Source organism: Streptomyces aurantiacus (assembly GCF_001418335.1).
GTDB classification, from domain to species: Bacteria; Actinomycetota; Actinomycetes; order Streptomycetales; family Streptomycetaceae; genus Streptomyces; species Streptomyces aurantiacus.
This window is the reverse complement of the sequence record NZ_LIPP01000203.1, coordinates 1-17,073: the sequence shown is the minus strand read 5'-3', so window position 1 is coordinate 17,073 and position 17,073 is coordinate 1. Positions and strand designations below refer to the sequence as shown.

Annotated in this window: 17 protein-coding genes; 10 read left to right on the top strand and 7 right to left on the bottom strand. The window is 71.7% G+C overall.

Annotated elements, in window-relative coordinates; all coding sequences use genetic code 11:
• Positions 1–120 precede the first annotated feature (120 nt).
• A complete protein-coding gene (locus AOK01_RS25375; protein ID WP_213862149.1) occupies positions 121–1,350 on the top strand; it encodes a phosphodiester glycosidase family protein in 1,230 nt (409 codons plus the stop codon).
• Between the two features lie 34 nt (positions 1,351–1,384).
• Here AOK01_RS25375 and AOK01_RS25370 read toward each other — a convergent pair whose 3' ends face one another.
• The 6 genes from AOK01_RS25370 to AOK01_RS25345 form a co-directional block, all read right to left on the bottom strand.
• A complete protein-coding gene (locus tag AOK01_RS25370) occupies positions 1,385–1,579 on the bottom strand; it encodes a hypothetical protein (RefSeq protein WP_055515529.1) in 195 nt (64 codons plus the stop codon).
• A gap of 139 nt (positions 1,580–1,718) precedes the next feature.
• Positions 1,719–2,582: a phosphatidylinositol-specific phospholipase C/glycerophosphodiester phosphodiesterase family protein gene (locus AOK01_RS25365; RefSeq protein ID WP_055515527.1), complete on the bottom strand. Its 864-nt coding sequence runs from the start codon at positions 2,580–2,582 to the stop codon at positions 1,719–1,721.
• 304 nt (positions 2,583–2,886) lie between these two features.
• A complete protein-coding gene (locus AOK01_RS25360; protein WP_055515525.1) occupies positions 2,887–3,981 on the bottom strand; it encodes an acyl-CoA dehydrogenase family protein in 1,095 nt (364 codons plus the stop codon).
• Positions 3,978–5,204: an acyl-CoA dehydrogenase family protein gene (locus tag AOK01_RS25355; RefSeq protein ID WP_055515523.1), complete on the bottom strand. Its 1,227-nt coding sequence runs from the start codon at positions 5,202–5,204 to the stop codon at positions 3,978–3,980. The genes AOK01_RS25360 and AOK01_RS25355 overlap by 4 nt, the downstream gene beginning before the upstream one ends.
• The gene (locus tag AOK01_RS25350) at positions 5,201–6,178 is read right to left on the bottom strand and encodes an NADPH:quinone oxidoreductase family protein (protein ID WP_055515521.1); all 978 of its coding nucleotides are present in this window, start codon (positions 6,176–6,178) and stop codon (positions 5,201–5,203) included. Before AOK01_RS25350 ends, AOK01_RS25355 begins: the two co-directional genes overlap by 4 nt.
• Positions 6,179–6,292: 114 nt before the next feature.
• On the bottom strand, positions 6,293–6,964 hold the full coding sequence (locus tag AOK01_RS25345) for a helix-turn-helix domain-containing protein (protein ID WP_245702403.1): 672 nt from the start codon (positions 6,962–6,964) through the stop codon (positions 6,293–6,295).
• 77 nt (positions 6,965–7,041) lie between these two features.
• On the opposite strand from AOK01_RS25345, the gene AOK01_RS25340 reads away from it, so the two are divergent.
• The 8 genes from AOK01_RS25340 (at position 7,042) to AOK01_RS25305 (ending at position 14,756) form a co-directional block, all read left to right on the top strand.
• Positions 7,042–7,977: an NAD(P)/FAD-dependent oxidoreductase gene (locus AOK01_RS25340; RefSeq protein WP_055515572.1), complete on the top strand. Its 936-nt coding sequence runs from the start codon at positions 7,042–7,044 to the stop codon at positions 7,975–7,977.
• 29 nt (positions 7,978–8,006) lie between these two features.
• Positions 8,007–9,554, top strand: a complete 1,548-nt coding sequence (locus AOK01_RS25335) for an ATP-dependent DNA ligase (RefSeq protein WP_055515519.1) — start codon at positions 8,007–8,009, stop codon at positions 9,552–9,554.
• An 8-nt stretch (positions 9,555–9,562) separates the two neighbouring features.
• Positions 9,563–10,024, top strand: coding sequence for an NUDIX hydrolase (locus tag AOK01_RS25330; protein WP_055515571.1), 462 nt, complete (start codon positions 9,563–9,565; stop codon positions 10,022–10,024).
• Positions 10,025–10,081: 57 nt separating this feature from the next.
• Positions 10,082–11,467, top strand: coding sequence for an NADP-dependent succinic semialdehyde dehydrogenase (locus AOK01_RS25325; RefSeq protein WP_055515518.1), 1,386 nt, complete (start codon positions 10,082–10,084; stop codon positions 11,465–11,467).
• Between the two features lie 25 nt (positions 11,468–11,492).
• Positions 11,493–11,735, top strand: a complete 243-nt coding sequence (locus AOK01_RS25320; protein WP_055515516.1) for a DUF6213 family protein — start codon at positions 11,493–11,495, stop codon at positions 11,733–11,735.
• Between the two features lie 213 nt (positions 11,736–11,948).
• Entirely contained in the window at positions 11,949–13,013 is a 1,065-nt protein-coding gene (locus AOK01_RS25315; protein WP_055515514.1) for a type III polyketide synthase, read from the top strand.
• A 1-nt stretch (position 13,014) separates the two neighbouring features.
• Positions 13,015–14,229 carry a cytochrome P450 gene (locus tag AOK01_RS25310; RefSeq protein WP_055515511.1) on the top strand — a complete coding sequence of 405 codons (1,215 nt, stop codon included), beginning with the start codon at positions 13,015–13,017 and terminating at the stop codon, positions 14,227–14,229.
• The gene (locus AOK01_RS25305; RefSeq protein ID WP_245702401.1) at positions 14,226–14,756 is read left to right on the top strand and encodes a cupin domain-containing protein; all 531 of its coding nucleotides are present in this window, start codon (positions 14,226–14,228) and stop codon (positions 14,754–14,756) included. Before AOK01_RS25310 ends, AOK01_RS25305 begins: the two co-directional genes overlap by 4 nt.
• A gap of 128 nt (positions 14,757–14,884) precedes the next feature.
• Here AOK01_RS25305 and AOK01_RS25300 read toward each other — a convergent pair whose 3' ends face one another.
• A complete protein-coding gene (locus tag AOK01_RS25300; protein ID WP_055515509.1) occupies positions 14,885–16,114 on the bottom strand; it encodes an acyl-CoA dehydrogenase family protein in 1,230 nt (409 codons plus the stop codon).
• A 169-nt stretch (positions 16,115–16,283) separates the two neighbouring features.
• On the opposite strand from AOK01_RS25300, the gene AOK01_RS25295 reads away from it, so the two are divergent.
• Positions 16,284–16,928 (top strand): TetR/AcrR family transcriptional regulator, encoded by a 645-nt coding sequence (locus AOK01_RS25295; protein WP_055515507.1) that lies wholly within the window; start codon positions 16,284–16,286, stop codon positions 16,926–16,928.
• Positions 16,929–17,073 lie beyond the last annotated feature (145 nt).

Below are 17,073 nucleotides of genomic sequence, written 5' to 3'. Positions count from 1 at the left end.
CGGCACCCACACTGTGGTGAACTCCCTTGTGTCCTGGGCCATTTGAGGAGACAGCGGAGAGAGCAGGGCACCGTGACACGACGCACCGCACGACGCGCGGCACAACGCACCGGGCTACGCGTGGGACTACGCACCGGACGACTCAGAACCGCACTGACGGTCTTCGCCGCATGGAGCGCGCTGGCCGGTGCCGCCCTCGCCGGGGCGGCACCGGCCAGCGGCGCGCCGGGCTTCAGCCGACTCGCGCCGGGCGTGCGCTACACAGAGCTCGACATCCCGGCCGCCAAGGGTATGGCGCACGCACACGTGCTCAGCATCGATCTCGGCAACCCCCGGGTGAGCGTCGATCTGCTCCACCCCGGCGCGGTCGCGTCCCGGGCCACGGTCTCGCGGCTGACGGACGCGCAGGGTGCCGTGGCCGGCGTCAACGGCGACTTCTTCAACATCTCCGAGGCCCAGCATCCGGGCGTCGAAGCGACCGGCGCGTCCGTCGGCCCGGCTGTCGGATACGGGCACACCTTCAAGGCGGCGGTCCCGGACGGCCAGCGCTTCGGTCCCGCTCTGCCGCCCGGCACGAGCACCGAGGACGTGCTCGGCGTGGGTACGGACCACCGGGCCCGCCTCGACAGCCTGGCCCTGGACGGTTCCGTCGAGACCACCGGGACACGGCTACCGCTCGGCGGCCTCAACCAGTACGCGCTGCCGGTGGGCTCCGTCGGAGCGTTCACCTCGGACTGGGGGCAGGTCTCCCGGGTGCGGGCCACCTGCGGCACGGACACCGACCGGGCCGAGCCCTGCAGTACGGACACCCATGAGGTGACGGTGCGAGACGGCCGGGTCGTGTCATCGGCCGACACCCCCGGCAGCGGAACCATCGCTTCGGACACCACCGTTCTGGTCGGCCGGGAGGCGGGGGCCCAGCAGCTGCGGAAGCTGTCCGTGGGCGAGCGGGTCACGGTGCGACACCGGCTGGTGGCGGCCACGTCCAAGGTTCCGTACCACTTCGCGATCGGCGGCTATCCGGTCCTGCGGGGCGGCCGGCCGCTCGCGGGCCTCGACAACGCGACGGCGGCGGTACGGACCGCGGCGGGCATCTCCGACGGCGGCACCCGGCTGCTGCTCCTGGCACTGGACGGGGCGCCCGAGTTCCGCACCGGTCTCACCGTCGCGGAAGTCGCCGACGCCATGAAGCAGTTGGGTTCGACGGACGCGTTCAGTCTGGACGGCGGCGGCTCCACCACGCTGGCCGCCCGGGCCCCGGGATCGGCCGCCGCGACCGTACGCAACCACCCGAGCGGCGGCGCCGAACGCCCGGTGCCCAACGGCATCGGCGTGTTCTCACGAGCCTGACGACGGGCCCGACCGCGGAGTTGTCGGCGCGGGCTCACGGCCTGAGGCCGCTGACGATGTCGGCGGTCGCCGTGAGCCCGTTGTGGATGGTCGGCGCCATGCTGGTGCTCGCGAGATAGAAGCCGAGCAGAACGCAGACCACGGCGTGCGACATCTTCAGCGCGCCGTTGCGCAGGAAGACCACCGTCAGAATCACCAGCAGCAGCACCACAGAAATGGAAATGGCCACCGTCAACCTCCTCCGCCACGCCCACACCGCGGCTTTCGGCCGCAAGTGTGGCGTAGCGGGCGGTTCGTCCGGGCGGCTGACGTGTCCGCCGAACGTGTGTTGACTGTGCGTGAAAGCGCTGGGGCTGGGCCAGGGGGTGCTACGCCCGTCGGCGGGTGTCCAGGAAGGTCTCAAGTCCGGCGAGGTCGTCGGTGTTGAGGTGGTCGGCGTCCGCGGCGAGGAGTTCGCCCCAGACCGCGTCACGGGCGGGGCCCGCCAGGTCGGGGGTGGCCCAGAAGCGGATCCTCTGGCCACGGGAGTGCGCCGCCGAGATGATCCCGCGCAGCTTCTGCCGTTCGGCCTCGGGGAACGGGCCGACGCCCTGCCAGCTGAAGTTGAGCGTCCAGTTGTCGCTGATCAGCGGGATGAAGGAGGCCGGGGCCGCGCTGCCGAGATCGGCGAGCCGGCCGTCGTAGAAAGCGCGCCGCACGCTCTGGGCCTCCATGGGCACCCGGGCCGCGCGGTCGCCGGAGATCACGGCCGTCACCGCGCCGGGAAGGACGCGGCCATGGACGTACGTGGTGAACAGGTGCCGGTAGGGGCGCAGTCGGCGGTCCAGTTCGAGGTACGTGGCCGAGCCCTCGGTCTTGATGTCGATCAGCAGCTGGACCGGCCTGCGGTGCCCCCGGTACACCGAGCCGCGGTTGGCCTTCACGCGGGCGGCGAGCGGGTTCAGGTAGAGGGACTCCAGGGTGCGGGCCGGGTCGAGCTCCACCGGGTCGTGGGCGACGAGGAGTTGGCCGTCGACGAGGTAGATGTCCGCCTCGACGCTGCCGAAGCGGTGGTCGAGCGCGTCGAGGAGGGGCCGGGGGTGGAGGTAGTCGTTGTGGGCGTGGGCACGCCACAGCGGGCTCGGCCGGTGCCGGCTGTCCTCGCCGGCCTGTGCGTACGCGGGCACGGCGATGCTGCCCGCCAGTCCGGCGGCGAGGGTGGTGAGGGCTCTGCGACGGGTGGTGAGGGCCATGTCTGCCTCCCTGGGAGTGCCGTACGGGGCCGCGGGGCGCCCCGGTCGGCGGAGTGGGGACTGGGGAGAGTATGGAACGTCGACGCGCCCAAGGAGCAGAGCCGTGCGGGGAGTTGGCCGGACCGCCGCTGTGTGTTCACTTCGCCGGGAGCGGCCGGGGCAGCCAGGGCGGCCCAGGGCGCGGCCGCGACGAAGGCCCGGTCCTTCCCAGGAACGGGCCTTCGTCGCGGCAGGATTCGTCGTGGCAGGAACGGGCCTTCGTGCGGTACTGCGGTACATGCCGGTGGGTCAGCAGTTCACGGGATCAGGGAGCCTGGAGGTCCACCAGCCCGGCCAGTGCCTCTCGGTGGTTGCCCGCCGTGCCGTACGCGAGCGAGTCGGCCTTGGCCCTCTTCAGGTAGAGGTGCACCGGATGCTCCCAGGTCATGCCGATGCCGGCGTGCAGCTGGAGCGCCTCCTCCGCGGCGTGGACGGCGACCGGCGCCGCGTACGCCTGGGCGAGCGCGACCGCCACGTCCGTGTCCGTGCTGCCGGTGGCCAGCGCGTCGGCCGCGTTGCGGGCGGCGGCACGGGCGCCGACGGTCTCCAGCCACAGCTGGGCCAGCCGGTGCTTCAGCGCCTGGAAGCCGCCGACCGGGCGGTTGAACTGCTTGCGCTCCTTCAGATAGCGGACCGTCTCCGTCAAGCACCATTCGGCGAGGCCGAGTTGCTCGGAGGCGAGCAGCCCGGCTCCGGCGCGCAGGGCACGGCGTACGGCGGGTTCGGCGTCGCCGACGCGGCGGGCGGTCGCCGCGTCGAAAACGACCTTCGCCACCGGGCGGGTCAGGTCCAGGGACACCTGCGGGGTGACGGTCACGGCCTGCGTGTCGACCGCGTACAGCCCGCCGTCCCCGGCGGGAACGAGCAGCACATCGGCGGCGACCGCGTCCGCGATACCGGTCAACTCCCCGTGCAGGGCGCCACCTTCGTACCGTACGGCCTTGTAGGCGGCGCTCGGGGCGACGTTCAGGGCGACGGCGAGGGCGCCGATACGCCGTCCGGACGCCAGCTCGGCGAGAAGGTCGTCGGCGTCGCACGCCAGCAGCGCCTCGGTGGCGACGACCGCGCTCGTCAGATACGGCACGGGCGCGACCGCGCGGCCCAGCTCCTCCAGGACGACGGCGGCTTCGCGGTGGGTGGCGCCCTGGCCGCCCCGCGCCTCGGGCACCAGCAGGCCCGCGAGGCCCATGCCCTCGGCGAGCGCCTTCCACGCCTCGCGGTCGTGCGGCGCCCCTGACTCCGTGCGGGCGATCACGCCGGCCGGGTCGCAGTGGTCGCTGAGCAGGCCGCGCACGGCGTCACGGAGGGCCTCTTCCTCCTCCGAGTACAGCAGGTCGGGAGTCGCGCTCTGCGTTGTCATCGAGCCAGGTCCTTCCAGGCGACGTCCTTGTCGGTGCGCGGCTCGGAGGGCAGGCCCAGCACGCGTTCGGCGACGATGTTCAGCAGGACCTCGCTGGTCCCGCCCTCGATGCTGTTGCCCTTGGCACGCAGGTAGCGGTAGCCGGCGTCCCGGCCGGTGAAGTCGACGAAGTCGGGGCGGCGCATCGTCCAGTCGTCGTACGACAAGCCTTCCTCGCCGAGGAGTTCGACCTCCAGGCCGCTGATCTCCTGGTTGAGTCGGGCGAACGCGAGCTTCATGCCGGAGGCCTCGGGGCCCGGCTGTCCCGCGACCAGCTGCTGGCGCAGGCGCTCGCCGGTGAGCCGCGCGACCTCGGCCTCGACCCACAGCTTCAGCAGCCGCTGGTGCAGATCGTGGGTACGCAGGTCGGGGCGCTCGCGCCAGGTCTTCGCGACGGGCCCGATCATCCCGCCCTCGCGCGGGATGCGCATACCGCCGATGGAGAACCGCTCGTTCATGAGCGTGGTCTGCGCGACCCGCCAGCCGTCGCCGACCTCGCCGAGGCGGTGTGCGTCGGGGATACGGACGCCGGTGAGGAAGACCTCGTTGAACTCGGCCTCGCCGGTGATCTGACGCAGGGGCCGCACCTCGACACCGGGGTCGCTCATGTCGCAGACGAAGTACGTGATGCCGCGGTGCTTGGGCACGTCCGGGTCGGTACGGGCGATGAGGATGGCCCAGCGGGCGACGTGGGCGCTGGACGTCCACACCTTCTGGCCGTTGACCATCCAGTCGCCCGCGTCGTCCCGGACGGCGCGCGTGCCCAGGGCCGCCAGGTCGGAGCCGGCACCCGGCTCGCTGAACAGCTGGCACCAGACCTCCTCGCCCACCCACAGGGGCCTGAGGAAGCGGCGCTTCTGCTCCTCGGTGCCGAAGCCGAGGATCGTCGGCGCGGCCATGCCGAGGCCGATGCCGATGCGCCGCGGATCGTTGTCGGGCGCCCCCGCGGCCTCAAGCTCGGTGTCCACGACGGTCTGTAGGGAGCGCGGCGCGCCGAGGCCGCCGAGCCCCTCCGGATAGTGCACCCAGGCGAGGCCCGCGTCGAAGCGGGCCCTCAGGAAGTCCGTGCGGTCGGTGTCGGCGACCGGGCGCGCGGCCAGCAACTCCTGAGTGCGGCAGCGCAGTTCGGCGGCGTCGATCGCCCCGTCCCGGCCGGCCCCGTCCCTGCTCGCGGCGTCGGTCATGCGGCTGCTCCGTTCTCCAGGGAGGGCACCACGGCGACGCGGCCCGTGGTGACGCCGTCGGCGAGCCGTTGGACGGCCGCGGCGGCACCGGCCAGCGGCACGCGCTCGCTGACGAGCGGCTTGATCGCCCCCCGGGCGGCCATCGCGGTCAGCTGCTCGTGGCAGTGCAGGATCAGCTTGGGGTCCTTGGTGCCGTAGAGACCCCAGTGCAGGCCCAGGATCGCGTAGTTCTTCACCAGGGCGTGGCTGAGCGCCGGGCTGGGGATCGTCCCGCTCGCGAAGCCGACGACCACGATCCGGCCCTCGAAGGCGACGACCTTGGTGGACTGGGTGTAGGCGTCCCCGCCGACGGGGTCGTAGATCACGTCGGCGCCCCGGCCGCCGGTGGCCTCCTTGACGGCCGCGACGACGTCCTGCGCGCGCCGGTCCACGACGACGTCGCAGCCCAGTTCCCGGGCGACCGCGGCCTTGTCGGCGCCGCCGACGACGCCGATGACGGTGGCGCCCGCCGCCTTGCCGAGCTGGACGGCCGCGCTGCCGACCCCGCCCGCGGCGGCGTGCACGAGCAGCGTCTCGCCGGCCTCCAGGCGGGCCCGGCGGTGCAGGCCGAACCAGCCCGTCTGGTAGCCGATGTGCAGGGCGGCCGCCTCGGCGTCGTCCAGCGACTCGGGGGCGGGCAGCAGGGCCGCGGCGTCCGCGACGGCGTACTCGGCGAAGCCGCCGTACGGCAGCGCCGGGTTGGCGACGACCCGCCGGCCGTCGTCGGTCTCGCCGCAGATCTCCACGCCGGGGGTGAACGGCAGCGGCGGCCTGACCTGGTACTGCCCGCGGCACATCAGGGCGTCCGGGAAGTTGATGTTCGCGGCGCGCACCTTCAGCAGGACCTGCCCGTCACCGGGCGTGGGCCGCTCCACCTCCGCGAGCCGCATCACCTCGCCGGGCTCGCCGTTCTCGTGCACTTGCCATGCCTGCATCCGGGGCCTCCACGGGACTGCTTCGTCTGACCGGGCTCCCTCGCATACTAAGCGGTCGCTTGCTCATCGGGGAACCGTCGGAACCTTCCGATGTCCACCACCGCCAGGGCGATGTCAGTCGGCCCGGCCGCCGCGCTTCGGGCGCGCCCGTACGTGCATCCGCTCCCCCTGCCGCCCGAAGAGGCTCAGGAACTCCACGGGCCCTTCCCCCGTCGACCCGAACCAGTGCGGCACCCGCGTGTCGAACTCGGCGGCCTCCCCCGCGCCGAGCACCACGTCGTGGTCGCCGAGCACGAGGCGCAGCCGCCCGGAGAGCACGTACAGCCATTCGTAGCCCTCGTGGGTACGCGGCTCCGGTTCCTCCTTCCGCCGGGGTTCGAGCACCTTGTAGGCCTGGAGCCCGCCGGGCTGGCGGGTGAGGGGCCAGTGCGTACGGCCGTGCATGACGATCGGCTTCGCCGCCCGGATGCGCGGGTCGCCGACCTGCGGTGCTCCGACGAGTTCGTCGAGGGGCACCTGGTGGGCGCGGGCGATGGGCAGCAGCAGTTCCAGGCTGGGTTTGCGCAGGCCGGACTCCAGGCGTGACAGGGTGCTCACGGAGATGCCGGTGGCGGCGGACAGCCCGGCGAGAGTGGCGCCGCGCTCCTTGCGGACGCGGCGCAGCCGGGGGCCGACCTCCGCCAGGACTTCCTCCGTACCGGCCGCGTCGGCGCCGTTCGCGTCGACGTCGACCGCGCCGAACCCCTCGCGCCCTTCGCGCTCCTCGTGATCCGCGTGCTCGCTCATACCTGTATTGCAGTTTCGGCAAAGACATTTGTCAATACGGGAGCTGTGGGGCGACCTTTTCGGTGGAGGTGGTCACCATGACCGATACATACGAAGTGGTCGTCGTCGGCGGCGGCGCGGCAGGACTGTCCGCGGCGCTCGTCCTGGGGCGCGCGCGCCGGAGCGTGCTCGTGATCGACGCGGGAGAGCCGCGCAACGCGCCTGCGGCCCACATGCAGGGCTATCTGACCCGGGACGGGATGTCACCGGCCGAGTTCCTCGCCGCGGGACGCGAGGAGATCGCGCGGTACGGCGTCGAAGTCGTCCGGGGCCGGGCGGTGGACGCGGCGCGGGACGCGGCCGGGGAGTTCGACGTGACGCTCGAAGGAGGGCGCGCGGTGCACGGGCGCCGGCTGTTCGTCGCCACGGGCCTCGCGGACGAGCTGCCGGCGGTGCCGGGTGTCGCCGAGCGCTTCGGCCGGGACGTGCTGCACTGCCCCTACTGCCACGGCTGGGAGGTCAGGGACCAGGCCTTCGGCGTACTCGCCACGACCCCGATGAGCGTGCACCAGGCCCTGATCGTCTCCCAGTGGTCCAAGGACGTGACCCTGTTCCTGCACACGGTCGCCGAGGACGAACTCGCGGACGACGAGCTGCGCAGGCTCGCCGCGGCCGGGGTCGACGTGGTGCCCGGTGAGGTCGCGGGCCTCGACGTCGTCGACGACCGGCTCACCGCGGTCCGGCTCGCGGACGGCACGGCGCACGAGCGCTCGGTGCTGTTCGTGGCGCCCCGGCCCGTTCCCCGCACCGGCCTCCTTGAGCAGCTGGGCGCCGAGCTCCAGGAGACCCCGTTCGGTACGTACCCCGTGGTCGACGCGACGGGTCTGACCAGCGTGCCCGGCGTCTGGGCGGCGGGCAACGCGGTCGGTTTCGCCGAGCAGGTCGTGAACGCGGCGAGCGGCGGCTACCGGGCCGGGGCCACCATCAACGGAGACCTGCTCTTCGCCGACCTGGACGCGGCCGTCCGGGTGTAGACCGGGCGCCCGCGTTGCACCATGGCTGCATGCTGCTGACCCGGCTCGCCCGTGTGTCCCAGGAGGTCGCCGCCGCCTCGGCGCGGTCCCGGAAGGTCGCTCTGCTCGCGGAGCTGTTCCGGGACGCGGAGGCGGACGACGTGCCGATCGTCATCCCGTACCTGGCGGGCCGCCTGCCCCAGGGGCGGCTCGGTGTCGGCTGGAAGACCCTCGGCGCGCCCGTCCGGCCCGCCGAGGAGTCCACGCTGACCGTGCGGGACGTGGACTCCCTCCTCACCGAGCTGGGCGCGGTCTCCGGCGCCGGTGCGCAGGCCCGGCGGTCGCGGCTGGTCGGGGAGTTGATGGGCGCGGCCACCGAGTCCGAGCAGCGGTTCCTGCTCGCGCTGATCAGCGGGGAGGTGCGGCAGGGCGCCCTCGACGCCGTCGCGGTCGAGGGCCTCGCCCTGGCGACCGGCACGCCCGCCGTCGACGTCCGCAGGGCGGTGATGCTGGCGGGTTCGCTCCAGGCCGTGGCCGAGCGGCTGCTCGCGGAGGGACCGGCGGCCCTGGAGGCCTTCCGGCTGACCGTGGGCCGGCCCGTGCTGCCGATGCTGGCGCACAGCGCCCCGTCCGTCTCCGAGGCGGTCGACAAGCTCGGCGCCTGTGTGGTGGAAGAGAAGCTCGACGGCATCCGCGTCCAGGTCCACCGCGCCGGCGACGACGTACGGCTCTACACCCGCACCCTCGACGACATCACCGACCGGCTGCCCGAACTCGTCAGCGCAGCCGAAGAGTTGAAGGGCGAGCGCTTCATCCTGGACGGTGAGGTCATCGCGCTCGACGAGAACGGGCGGCCCCGGTCCTTCCAGGAGACCGCAGGACGGGTGGGCTCTCGGGTGGACGTCGCCACGGCCGCCGAGGCCGTGCCCGTCTCCCCCGTCTTCTTCGACGTCCTGTCCGTGGACGGCCAGGACCTGCTCGACCTGCCGTTCGCGGACCGCCACGCGGAGCTCGCCCGGCTGGTCCCCGAGCCGATGCGCGTACGGCGCACCCTCGTGGCGGATCCCGCGGACGAGACGGCACGGGCCGCCGCCGAGCGGTTCCTCACCGACACGCTCGCGCGCGGTCACGAGGGGGTCGTACTCAAGTCCCTGGACGCCCCCTACAGCGCGGGCCGGCGCGGCGCCTCCTGGCTGAAGGTCAAACCCGTACACACCCTCGACCTGGTCGTGCTGGCCGCCGAGTGGGGCCATGGCAGGCGTACCGGCAAGCTCTCCAATCTGCACCTGGGCGCGCGCAGGCCGGACGGTTCGTTCGCCATGCTGGGCAAGACCTTCAAGGGCATGACGGACGCGATGCTGGCCTGGCAGACCGAGCGGCTCCAGGCACTCGCCGTCGAGGAGAGCGGCCATGTGGTGACCGTCCGTCCGGAGCTGGTCGTGGAGATCGCGTACGACGGTCTGCAGCGCTCCACGCGCTATCCGGCGGGCGTCACCCTGCGCTTCGCACGCCTCGTGCGCTACCGCGAGGACAAGACCCCGGCGGAGGCCGACACCGTCGAGACCCTGCTCGCCGCACACCCGGAGATCACTCCGTGACCGCCGTCGTGAAGCGCAGCGCGGGCCTGCTCCTGTTCCGCCGCTCCCGGCGCGGCGTCGAGGTGCTCCTCGGTCACATGGGCGGCCCGTTCTTCGCGCGGCGCGACGCCGGGGCATGGACCGTGCCGAAGGGCGAGTACGAGCCCGGCGAACCGGCCTGGGACGCCGCCCGCCGCGAGTTCGAGGAGGAACTGGGACTGCCACCGCCCGACGGCGAGCCCGTCCCCCTCGGCGAGGTCACCCAGACGAACGGCAAGGTCGTCACCGCCTGGGCGATCGAGGCGGACCTCGACCCGACGGCCATGGTCCCCGGCACCTTCACGATGGAGTGGCCCCGCGGCTCGGGCCGCCTCCAGGAGTTTCCCGAGCTGGACCGCGTGGAGTGGCTGGGCATGGACAGAGCGCGCCGTCTGCTGATCAAGGCCCAGACGACGTTCCTGGACCGCCTCGAAGGGCACTCGGGCCCCTGAGGGGCGCGGGGAACTGCGCGACCAGCCACAACGCACCCGCATCAGGAGGTCGAAGCAATGCCCATCGCAACCGTGAACCCGGCAACAGGCGAAACCCTCAAAACCTACGACGCCCTCAGCGACGAGGAGATCGAACACCGCCTCGCGACCGCCGAGGCGGCGTTCCACAACCACCGCACCACCTCCTTCGCCGAGCGCGCGCGGCTGCTCCACCGGGCCGCCGACCTCCTGGAGGGCGACGCGCAGGACATCGGCCGGGTGATGACCACCGAGATGGGCAAGCCGGTCAAGCAGGCCCGCGCCGAGGCCGCAAAGTGCGCGAAGGCGATGCGCTGGTACGCCGACCACGCCGCGGAACTCCTCGCCGACGAGGAGGGCGGGGCGGCCGACGCGAAGGACTCCGGCGCCTCCCGCGTGCTCGTGCGCTACCGCCCGCTCGGTCCTGTCCTCGCCGTCATGCCGTGGAACTTCCCGCTCTGGCAGGTGATCCGCTTCGCCGCGCCCGCGCTGATGGCGGGCAACGTCGGGCTGCTCAAGCACGCCTCGAACGTCCCGCAGACCGCCCTCTATCTGGAGGAGCTGTTCCGCCGGGCGGGCTACCCGGAGGGCTGTTTCCAGACGCTGCTCATCGGCTCGGGCGCGGTCGAGGACATCCTGCGCGACCCCCGGATCAAGGCGGCCACCCTGACCGGCAGCGAACCGGCGGGCCGCTCGGTCGCCTCGGTCGCCGGGGACGAGGTCAAGAAGACCGTCCTGGAGCTGGGCGGCAGCGACCCGTACGTGGTGATGCCGTCGGCGGACATCGACCGGGCGGCGAGCACCGCGGTGACGGCCCGGGTGCAGAACAACGGGCAGTCCTGCATCGCCGCCAAGCGGTTCATCGTGCACACGGACGTCTTCGACGCCTTCGCCGAGCGCTTCACCGCGGGCATGCAGGCCCTCACGGTGGGCGACCCGCTGGACGAGGACACGGACGTCGGCCCGCTCTCCAGCGAGCAGGGCCGCGACGACCTCACCGAACTGGTCGACGACGCCGTCGAGAGCGGTGCGACGGTGCTGTGCGGCGGGGAGCGCCCCGACGGGGCCGGCTGGTACTACCCGCCCACCGTCCTCGCCGACATCACGCCCGCGATGCGCATCCACCACGAGGAGACGTTCGGGCCCGTCGCCACCCTCTACCGGGCCGCCGGCCTGGACGAGGCGGTGGCCATCGCCAACGACTCGCCGTTCGGACTGAGTTCCAACGTCTGGACCCGCGACGAGAGCGAGATCGACCGTTTCGTACGAGATCTGGAGGCCGGCGCGGTCTACGTCAACGGGATGACGGCGTCCCACCCGGCGTTCCCGTTCGGCGGGATCAAGCGGTCCGGCTACGGGCGTGAGCTCTCGGCGCACGGAATCCGAGAGTTCTGCAACATCACGACCGTATGGCACGGAGCGTGAGCGTTCCGCGGCTACGATCCCCCGTGTGAACCGCGAAGTGACCCTGCCGCTGATCGTCGACGACCGCGGGACCTTGCAGGTGGCCGCCGCCGATGTGAGCAAGCTGCTGCGCACGATGGGCGGCCGGTGGCTGCATCTGGTGGAGGCGGGGCAGGACGGGCTCGACGAGGACACCGTCGCGGCGCTCACCATCGAGCTGGCGAAGCTGGCTGACCGGATCGATGTGGCGTGCATCGCGCACAGCAGCGGGGGGTCCTCCGGAGGTTGAGGGGGCCGTCTTGAGGTCGTCCGATCACTGCCGGCCGGTTGTGGCTGAGCGCGCAGTTCCCCGCGCCCCTGAGGGGCGCGCCCCTCTTCGGAGGCGTGTCCCCGGTTTGGAGTAGTCCGGCGCGAGATCCGGGGGCCGGCGGGCGATCGTGGTGGGACCATCCTTCCGCCGGGGAGAGGGAGTCCCCCGGCGGGCGAGAGAAGGCGCAGGCACATGGCGACTTTGTGCAGACCCGCGGTCTCCGTTCCGGAATACGTGATCACGATGGAGGAGACGCTCGAACTGGCGCGCTCCCGCCACCCCGACCACCCCCAGCTGCCGCTGGCGCTCCGGCTGATCGAGAACACCGGTGTACGCACCCGGCACATCGTGCAGCCCATCGAGGAGACGCTGAAGCACCCCGGCTTCGCGGCGCGCAACAAGGTGTACGAGGCCGAGGCGAAAAGCCGTGTCCCGGCCGTCGTCCAGCAGGCTCTCGACGACGCGGAGGTCCTGGCCACCGACATCGACGTGATCATCTACGTGTCGTGCACGGGCTTCATGATGCCCTCGCTGACGGCTTGGCTGATCAACACGATGGATTTCAGCAGCGACACCCGCCAGATACCCATCGCTCAGCTCGGCTGCGCCGCCGGGGGCGCCGCGATCAACCGCGCGCACGACTTCTGCACGGCGTACCCCGAGGCCAACGCGCTCATCGTGGCCTGCGAGTTCTGCTCGCTGTGCTACCAGCCGACCGATCTCGGCGTCGGCTCGCTGCTGTGCAACGGCCTGTTCGGGGACGGCATCGCCGCCGCGGTGGTGCGCGGACAGGGCGGCGAGGGCATCCGCCTGGAGCGCAACGGCTCGTACCTGATCCCCAAGACCGAGGACTGGATCATGTACGACGTCCGGGCCACCGGCTTTCACTTCCTGCTGGACAAGCGGGTGCCGGGCACCATGGAACCCCTCGCCCCCGCCCTCCAGGACCTCGCGGGCCTGCACGGCTGGGACGCGTCCGACCTGGACTTCTACATCATCCACGCCGGGGGTCCGCGGATCCTCGACGACCTCAGCACGTTCCTCGAAGTGGCACCGGAGGCCTTCCGGTTCAGCCGGGCGACGCTCACCGAGTACGGGAACATCGCCAGCGCCGTCGTCCTGGACGCACTGCGCCGGCTGTTCGACGAGGGGGGCTCCCATCATCAGGCGCGCGGACTGCTCGCCGGCTTCGGGCCGGGGATCACCGCCGAGATGTCGCTGGGCCGCTGGCACCGTACGAGCGAAGAAATGGCATGACATGACATTGAGCGAAGAAACGACGGCGCCGCCTCCGGTACGGCACTGGCCGGCCCTGGACCTGACCGGGGTCGACTTCGACCCCGTCCTGTCCGAGCTGATGCGCGAGGGCCCCGTCAACCGGATCCAGCTGCCCAACGGCGAGGGCTGGGCCTGGCTGGTCACGCGCTACGAGGACGTACGGCTGGTGACGAACGACTCCCGGTTCAGCCGCGCAGCGGTGCTCGGCCGCGAGGTCACCCGGCTGGCACCGCACTTCATCCCGGCGCCGGGCGCGATGAGCTTCGTCGACAAGCCCGACCACGCCCGGCTGCGCAGGGCGGTGAACGCGGCATTCACCAACCGCGGCGTCGAACGGCTGCGCGCGAACGCCCAGCAGACCCTCGACGCGATGCTCGACGACATGCTCCGGGACGGGCCGCCGGCCGATCTGATCGACCGGGTCCTGGCGCCCTTCCCCATCGGCGTCATCTGCGAGCTGATGGGGGTCCCGGCCGACGACCGGCACACCATGCACGTCTGGACGCAGTCGATCCTCTCCTCCTCGCAGGGTGCCAAGGCCAGCGAGAAGGCCAAGCGGGACATGGAGGTGTACTTCGCCAAGCTGATCGCCGAGCGCCGCGGGGCGACGGGCGAGGACGTGACCTCGCTGCTCGGCGCCGCGGTCGGCCGGGGCGACATCACCGAGGAGGAGGCGGTGGCGCTCGCGGGTCCGATCCAGATCGGCGGCGAGGCCGTCACCAACAACACCGGGCAGATGCTCTACATCCTGCTGACCAGGCCCGCGCTGTTCGACCGGCTGCGCGCCGAGCCGGAGCTGCGCCCCCAGGCCCTCGACGAGCTGCTGCGCTACATCCCGCACCGCAACGCCGTCGGTCTGTCCCGGATCGCCATGGAGGACGTCGTCCTGCACGGCGTACGGATCAGGGAGGGCGATGCGATCTACGTGTCCTATCTGGCCGCCAACCGGGACCCGGAGGTCTTCCCCGACCCCGACCGGATCGACTTCGAGCGTGACCCCAACCCGCATGTGGCGTTCGGGCACGGTCCGCACTACTGCGTGGGCGGCATGCTCGCCCGCCTGGAGTCGGAGCTGCTGGTGAACACGCTCCTCGACCGGATTCCGACGCTGCGCCTGTCGGTCTCGGAGGACGAGGTTCCGTGGCGGCGCGGCGCACTGATCCGCGGGCCCGAGGCCCTGCCCGTCACCTGGTGACCGCGCTCACGCCGCCCGAGGGCCTGCTGGTGCCCCCGGGGCACGGCCGTACGGTGCGGACGCCGGCCCAGCACGTGACGTTCAAGGTGACCGGCACGCACTCGCGGGCGGCGTCCAGCTTCGAGGTGCTCGTGCCGCCCGGCTTCGACGTCGGCGCGCACGTCCACACGCGCAGCGAGGAGCTGTTCTACGTCCTTGAGGGCGAGCTGGACGTGCTCGCCTTCGAGCCGCTGGTCAGGACGCCCGACAACTGGCAGCGCTGGCAGTCGCGTTCGGGCAACCAGGTGGTACGGGCGACACCCGGCACGGTGATCGTCGTGCCGCCCGGCTGCCCGCACGCCTTCGCCAATCCCACGGGGGAGCCGGCCAAGATGTTCTTCCAGGCGTCCCCGCCGCCGGACCACGAGCGCTATTTCGAGGAGCTGCTTCGGATCCTCGACGCGGGGGGTCCTCCGGACGTGGCGGCGATCGAGGAGCTGCGGTCGCGGTACGACATCGAGCAGTTGACGCCGCTGCGACACCACTAGCGTCCCGCGGTCGTAACAGTGCCGGTCCACTGTGGCTCAAGGGCGAAAAGCCGGGGCGCAGCCCCGCTTTTCAGGGGCGCGGGGAACTGCGCGAACGGCCACGACGCACCCGCAGCTGACCACCGTCCTCAACGGATCGGCATCCCGGACAGGGTCCGCGCGATCACCAGCCGCTGGATCTCACTCGTACCCTCGAAAATCGTGTAAATGGCGGCGTCCCGGTGCATGCGCTCGACCGGGTACTCCCGCGTGTACCCGTTGCCGCCGAGGATCTGGATCGCCTGCCCGGTGACCTTCTTCGCGGTCTCGCTGGCGAACAGCTTCGACATGGAGCCCTCGGCGGAGGTGAACTGCTTTCCGCTCACCGCCATCCAGGAGGCGCGCCACACCAGCAGCCGGGCCGCGTCGATCGACGTACGCATGTCGGCGAGCTGGAACGCGACGCCCTGGTTGTCGATGATCGGCCGCCCGAACTGCTCGCGGGTACGGGCGTAGTCGAGGGCGACCTCGTACGCGGCCCGCGCCGTGCCGACCGCCATCGCGCCGACGGCCGGGCGGGACGCCTCGAACGTGGCCATCGCCGCGTTCTTCGTCCGCTCACCGTTGCCCGCCTTGGCGCGCTCCCGGGCGCGGGCGAGCCGCTCGTCGAGCTTCTCCTTGCCGCCGAGGAGGCAGGAGCCGGGGACCCGGACGTTCTCCAGGACGACCTCGGCGGTGTGCGAGGCGCGGATGCCGTGCTTCTTGAACTTCTGCCCCTGCGACAGACCGGGCGTGCCCGGCGGGACGATGAAGGACGCGTGGCCCTTGGAGCCCAGCTCGGAGTCCACGACCGCGACCACGACGTGCACATTGGCGATACCGCCGTTGGTCGCCCACGTCTTGGTGCCGTCGAGGACCCACTCGTCCTTGGCCTCGTCGTACACGGCCCGCGTACGCATCGAGGCGACGTCGGAGCCGGCGTCGGGCTCGGAGGAGCAGAAGGCGGCGACCTTGACGTCGTTCGCGTCGCCGTACATCTGGGGGATCCAGGTACCGATCTGTTCCTCCGTGCCGTTGGCGAGGACGCCCACGGCGGCGAGGCCGGTACCGACGATCGACAGGGCGATGCCCGCGTCGCCCCAGAACAGCTCCTCCATGGCCATGGGGATGCCGAGGCCGGTGGGGTCGAAGTACTGCTGGGCGTAGAAGTCCAGGGAGTAGATGCCGATCTTCGCGGCCTCCTGGATGACCGGCCAGGGAGTCTCTTCCCGCTCGTCCCATTCGGCGGCCGCGGGGCGGATGACGTCGGCGGCGAAGCCGTGGATCCAGTCCCGGACCTCCTTCTGTTCGTCGTTGAGCTCCATGGTGAACTCGGCCATGTCCCCTCCAGCGCTGCACTTACATGTTACTTACGGTAACAGTAGTCTGTTACTGGCGAGTAGTAAAAGTCAACTCCCCGTTCCAGCTCGGCAGCCCGTTCGAGGCGTGGTCGGCGCATGGTGTTACGTTGCGCAGGCGTCACCGAATCAGCACGGGTGGGGAGAGATCATGGACACCACGCAGCGGACCGATCAGCAGAGGTCCGCCGACCGCCGACGGCGCGAGCTGTTGGAGGCCGCCGACCGGGTGGTGCTCCGCGACGGCCCGGGCGCCTCCATGAACGCCATCGCGGCGGAGGCGGGCATCACCAAGCCGATCCTGTACCGCCACTTCGGCGACAAGGGCGGACTGTACGCCGCCCTCGCCAAGCGGCACACCGACGCCCTGCTCGGAGCACTGCGGGCCGCCCTTGACGCGCCCGCCGAGCGCCGGGAGCGGGTGGAGGCCACGCTCGACACCTACCTCGCGGCGATCGAGGCACGCCCTCAGGTCTACCGCTTCCTGATGCACCCGTCGGAAGGCGGCCCGCAGGGCGACCAGGGCTTCGACGTGGGGGCGTACTCGTTCCCGCTGCTGCGCCGCATGGGCGAGGAACTCGCAGACGTCATCGAGGAGCGCGTCGACCTCGGCCCGAACAGCCAGCAGCTGGCCCGTGTCTGGGGCCACGGCATCGTCGGCATGATGCACGCGGCCGGCGACTGGTGGCTGGGCGAACGCCCCTGCGCCCGCGCCGACTTGGTCCACGCCCTGGCCGACCTCCTATGGGGCCGCCTGTCAGCAGCAGGCGACAAAGCAGGCGGCCCAAGCTTCTGAACACCCCACGTCTTGGGGTCGCAATCTTTTAAGGGGCGCGGGGAACGGCGCAATCTTTCGCTTCCAGGGGCGCGGGGAACGGCGCAATCTTTGGCTTTTCAGGGGCGCGGGGAACTGCGCGACCAGCCACAACGCACCCGCAGCC

What these genes read in the sequence shown, in the direction of transcription:
- AOK01_RS25365 (WP_055515527.1), bottom strand. Translation starts at nt 2,582, where the DNA reads ATGGCCCTCACCACCCGTCGCAGAGCCCTCACCACCCTCGCCGCCGGA.
- AOK01_RS25360 (WP_055515525.1), bottom strand. Translation starts at nt 3,981, where the DNA reads ATGACAACGCAGAGCGCGACTCCCGACCTGCTGTACTCGGAGGAGGAA.
- AOK01_RS25355 (WP_055515523.1), bottom strand. Translation starts at nt 5,204, where the DNA reads ATGACCGACGCCGCGAGCAGGGACGGGGCCGGCCGGGACGGGGCGATC.
- AOK01_RS25350 (WP_055515521.1), bottom strand. Translation starts at nt 6,178, where the DNA reads ATGCAGGCATGGCAAGTGCACGAGAACGGCGAGCCCGGCGAGGTGATG.
- AOK01_RS25345 (WP_245702403.1), bottom strand. Translation starts at nt 6,964, where the DNA reads ATGAGCGAGCACGCGGATCACGAGGAGCGCGAAGGGCGCGAGGGGTTC.
- AOK01_RS25340 (WP_055515572.1), top strand. Translation starts at nt 7,042, where the DNA reads ATGACCGATACATACGAAGTGGTCGTCGTCGGCGGCGGCGCGGCAGGA.
- AOK01_RS25335 (WP_055515519.1), top strand. Translation starts at nt 8,007, where the DNA reads ATGCTGCTGACCCGGCTCGCCCGTGTGTCCCAGGAGGTCGCCGCCGCC.
- AOK01_RS25325 (WP_055515518.1), top strand. Translation starts at nt 10,082, where the DNA reads ATGCCCATCGCAACCGTGAACCCGGCAACAGGCGAAACCCTCAAAACC.
- AOK01_RS25315 (WP_055515514.1), top strand. Translation starts at nt 11,949, where the DNA reads ATGGCGACTTTGTGCAGACCCGCGGTCTCCGTTCCGGAATACGTGATC.
- AOK01_RS25310 (WP_055515511.1), top strand. Translation starts at nt 13,015, where the DNA reads ATGACATTGAGCGAAGAAACGACGGCGCCGCCTCCGGTACGGCACTGG.
- AOK01_RS25300 (WP_055515509.1), bottom strand. Translation starts at nt 16,114, where the DNA reads ATGGCCGAGTTCACCATGGAGCTCAACGACGAACAGAAGGAGGTCCGG.
- AOK01_RS25295 (WP_055515507.1), top strand. Translation starts at nt 16,284, where the DNA reads ATGGACACCACGCAGCGGACCGATCAGCAGAGGTCCGCCGACCGCCGA.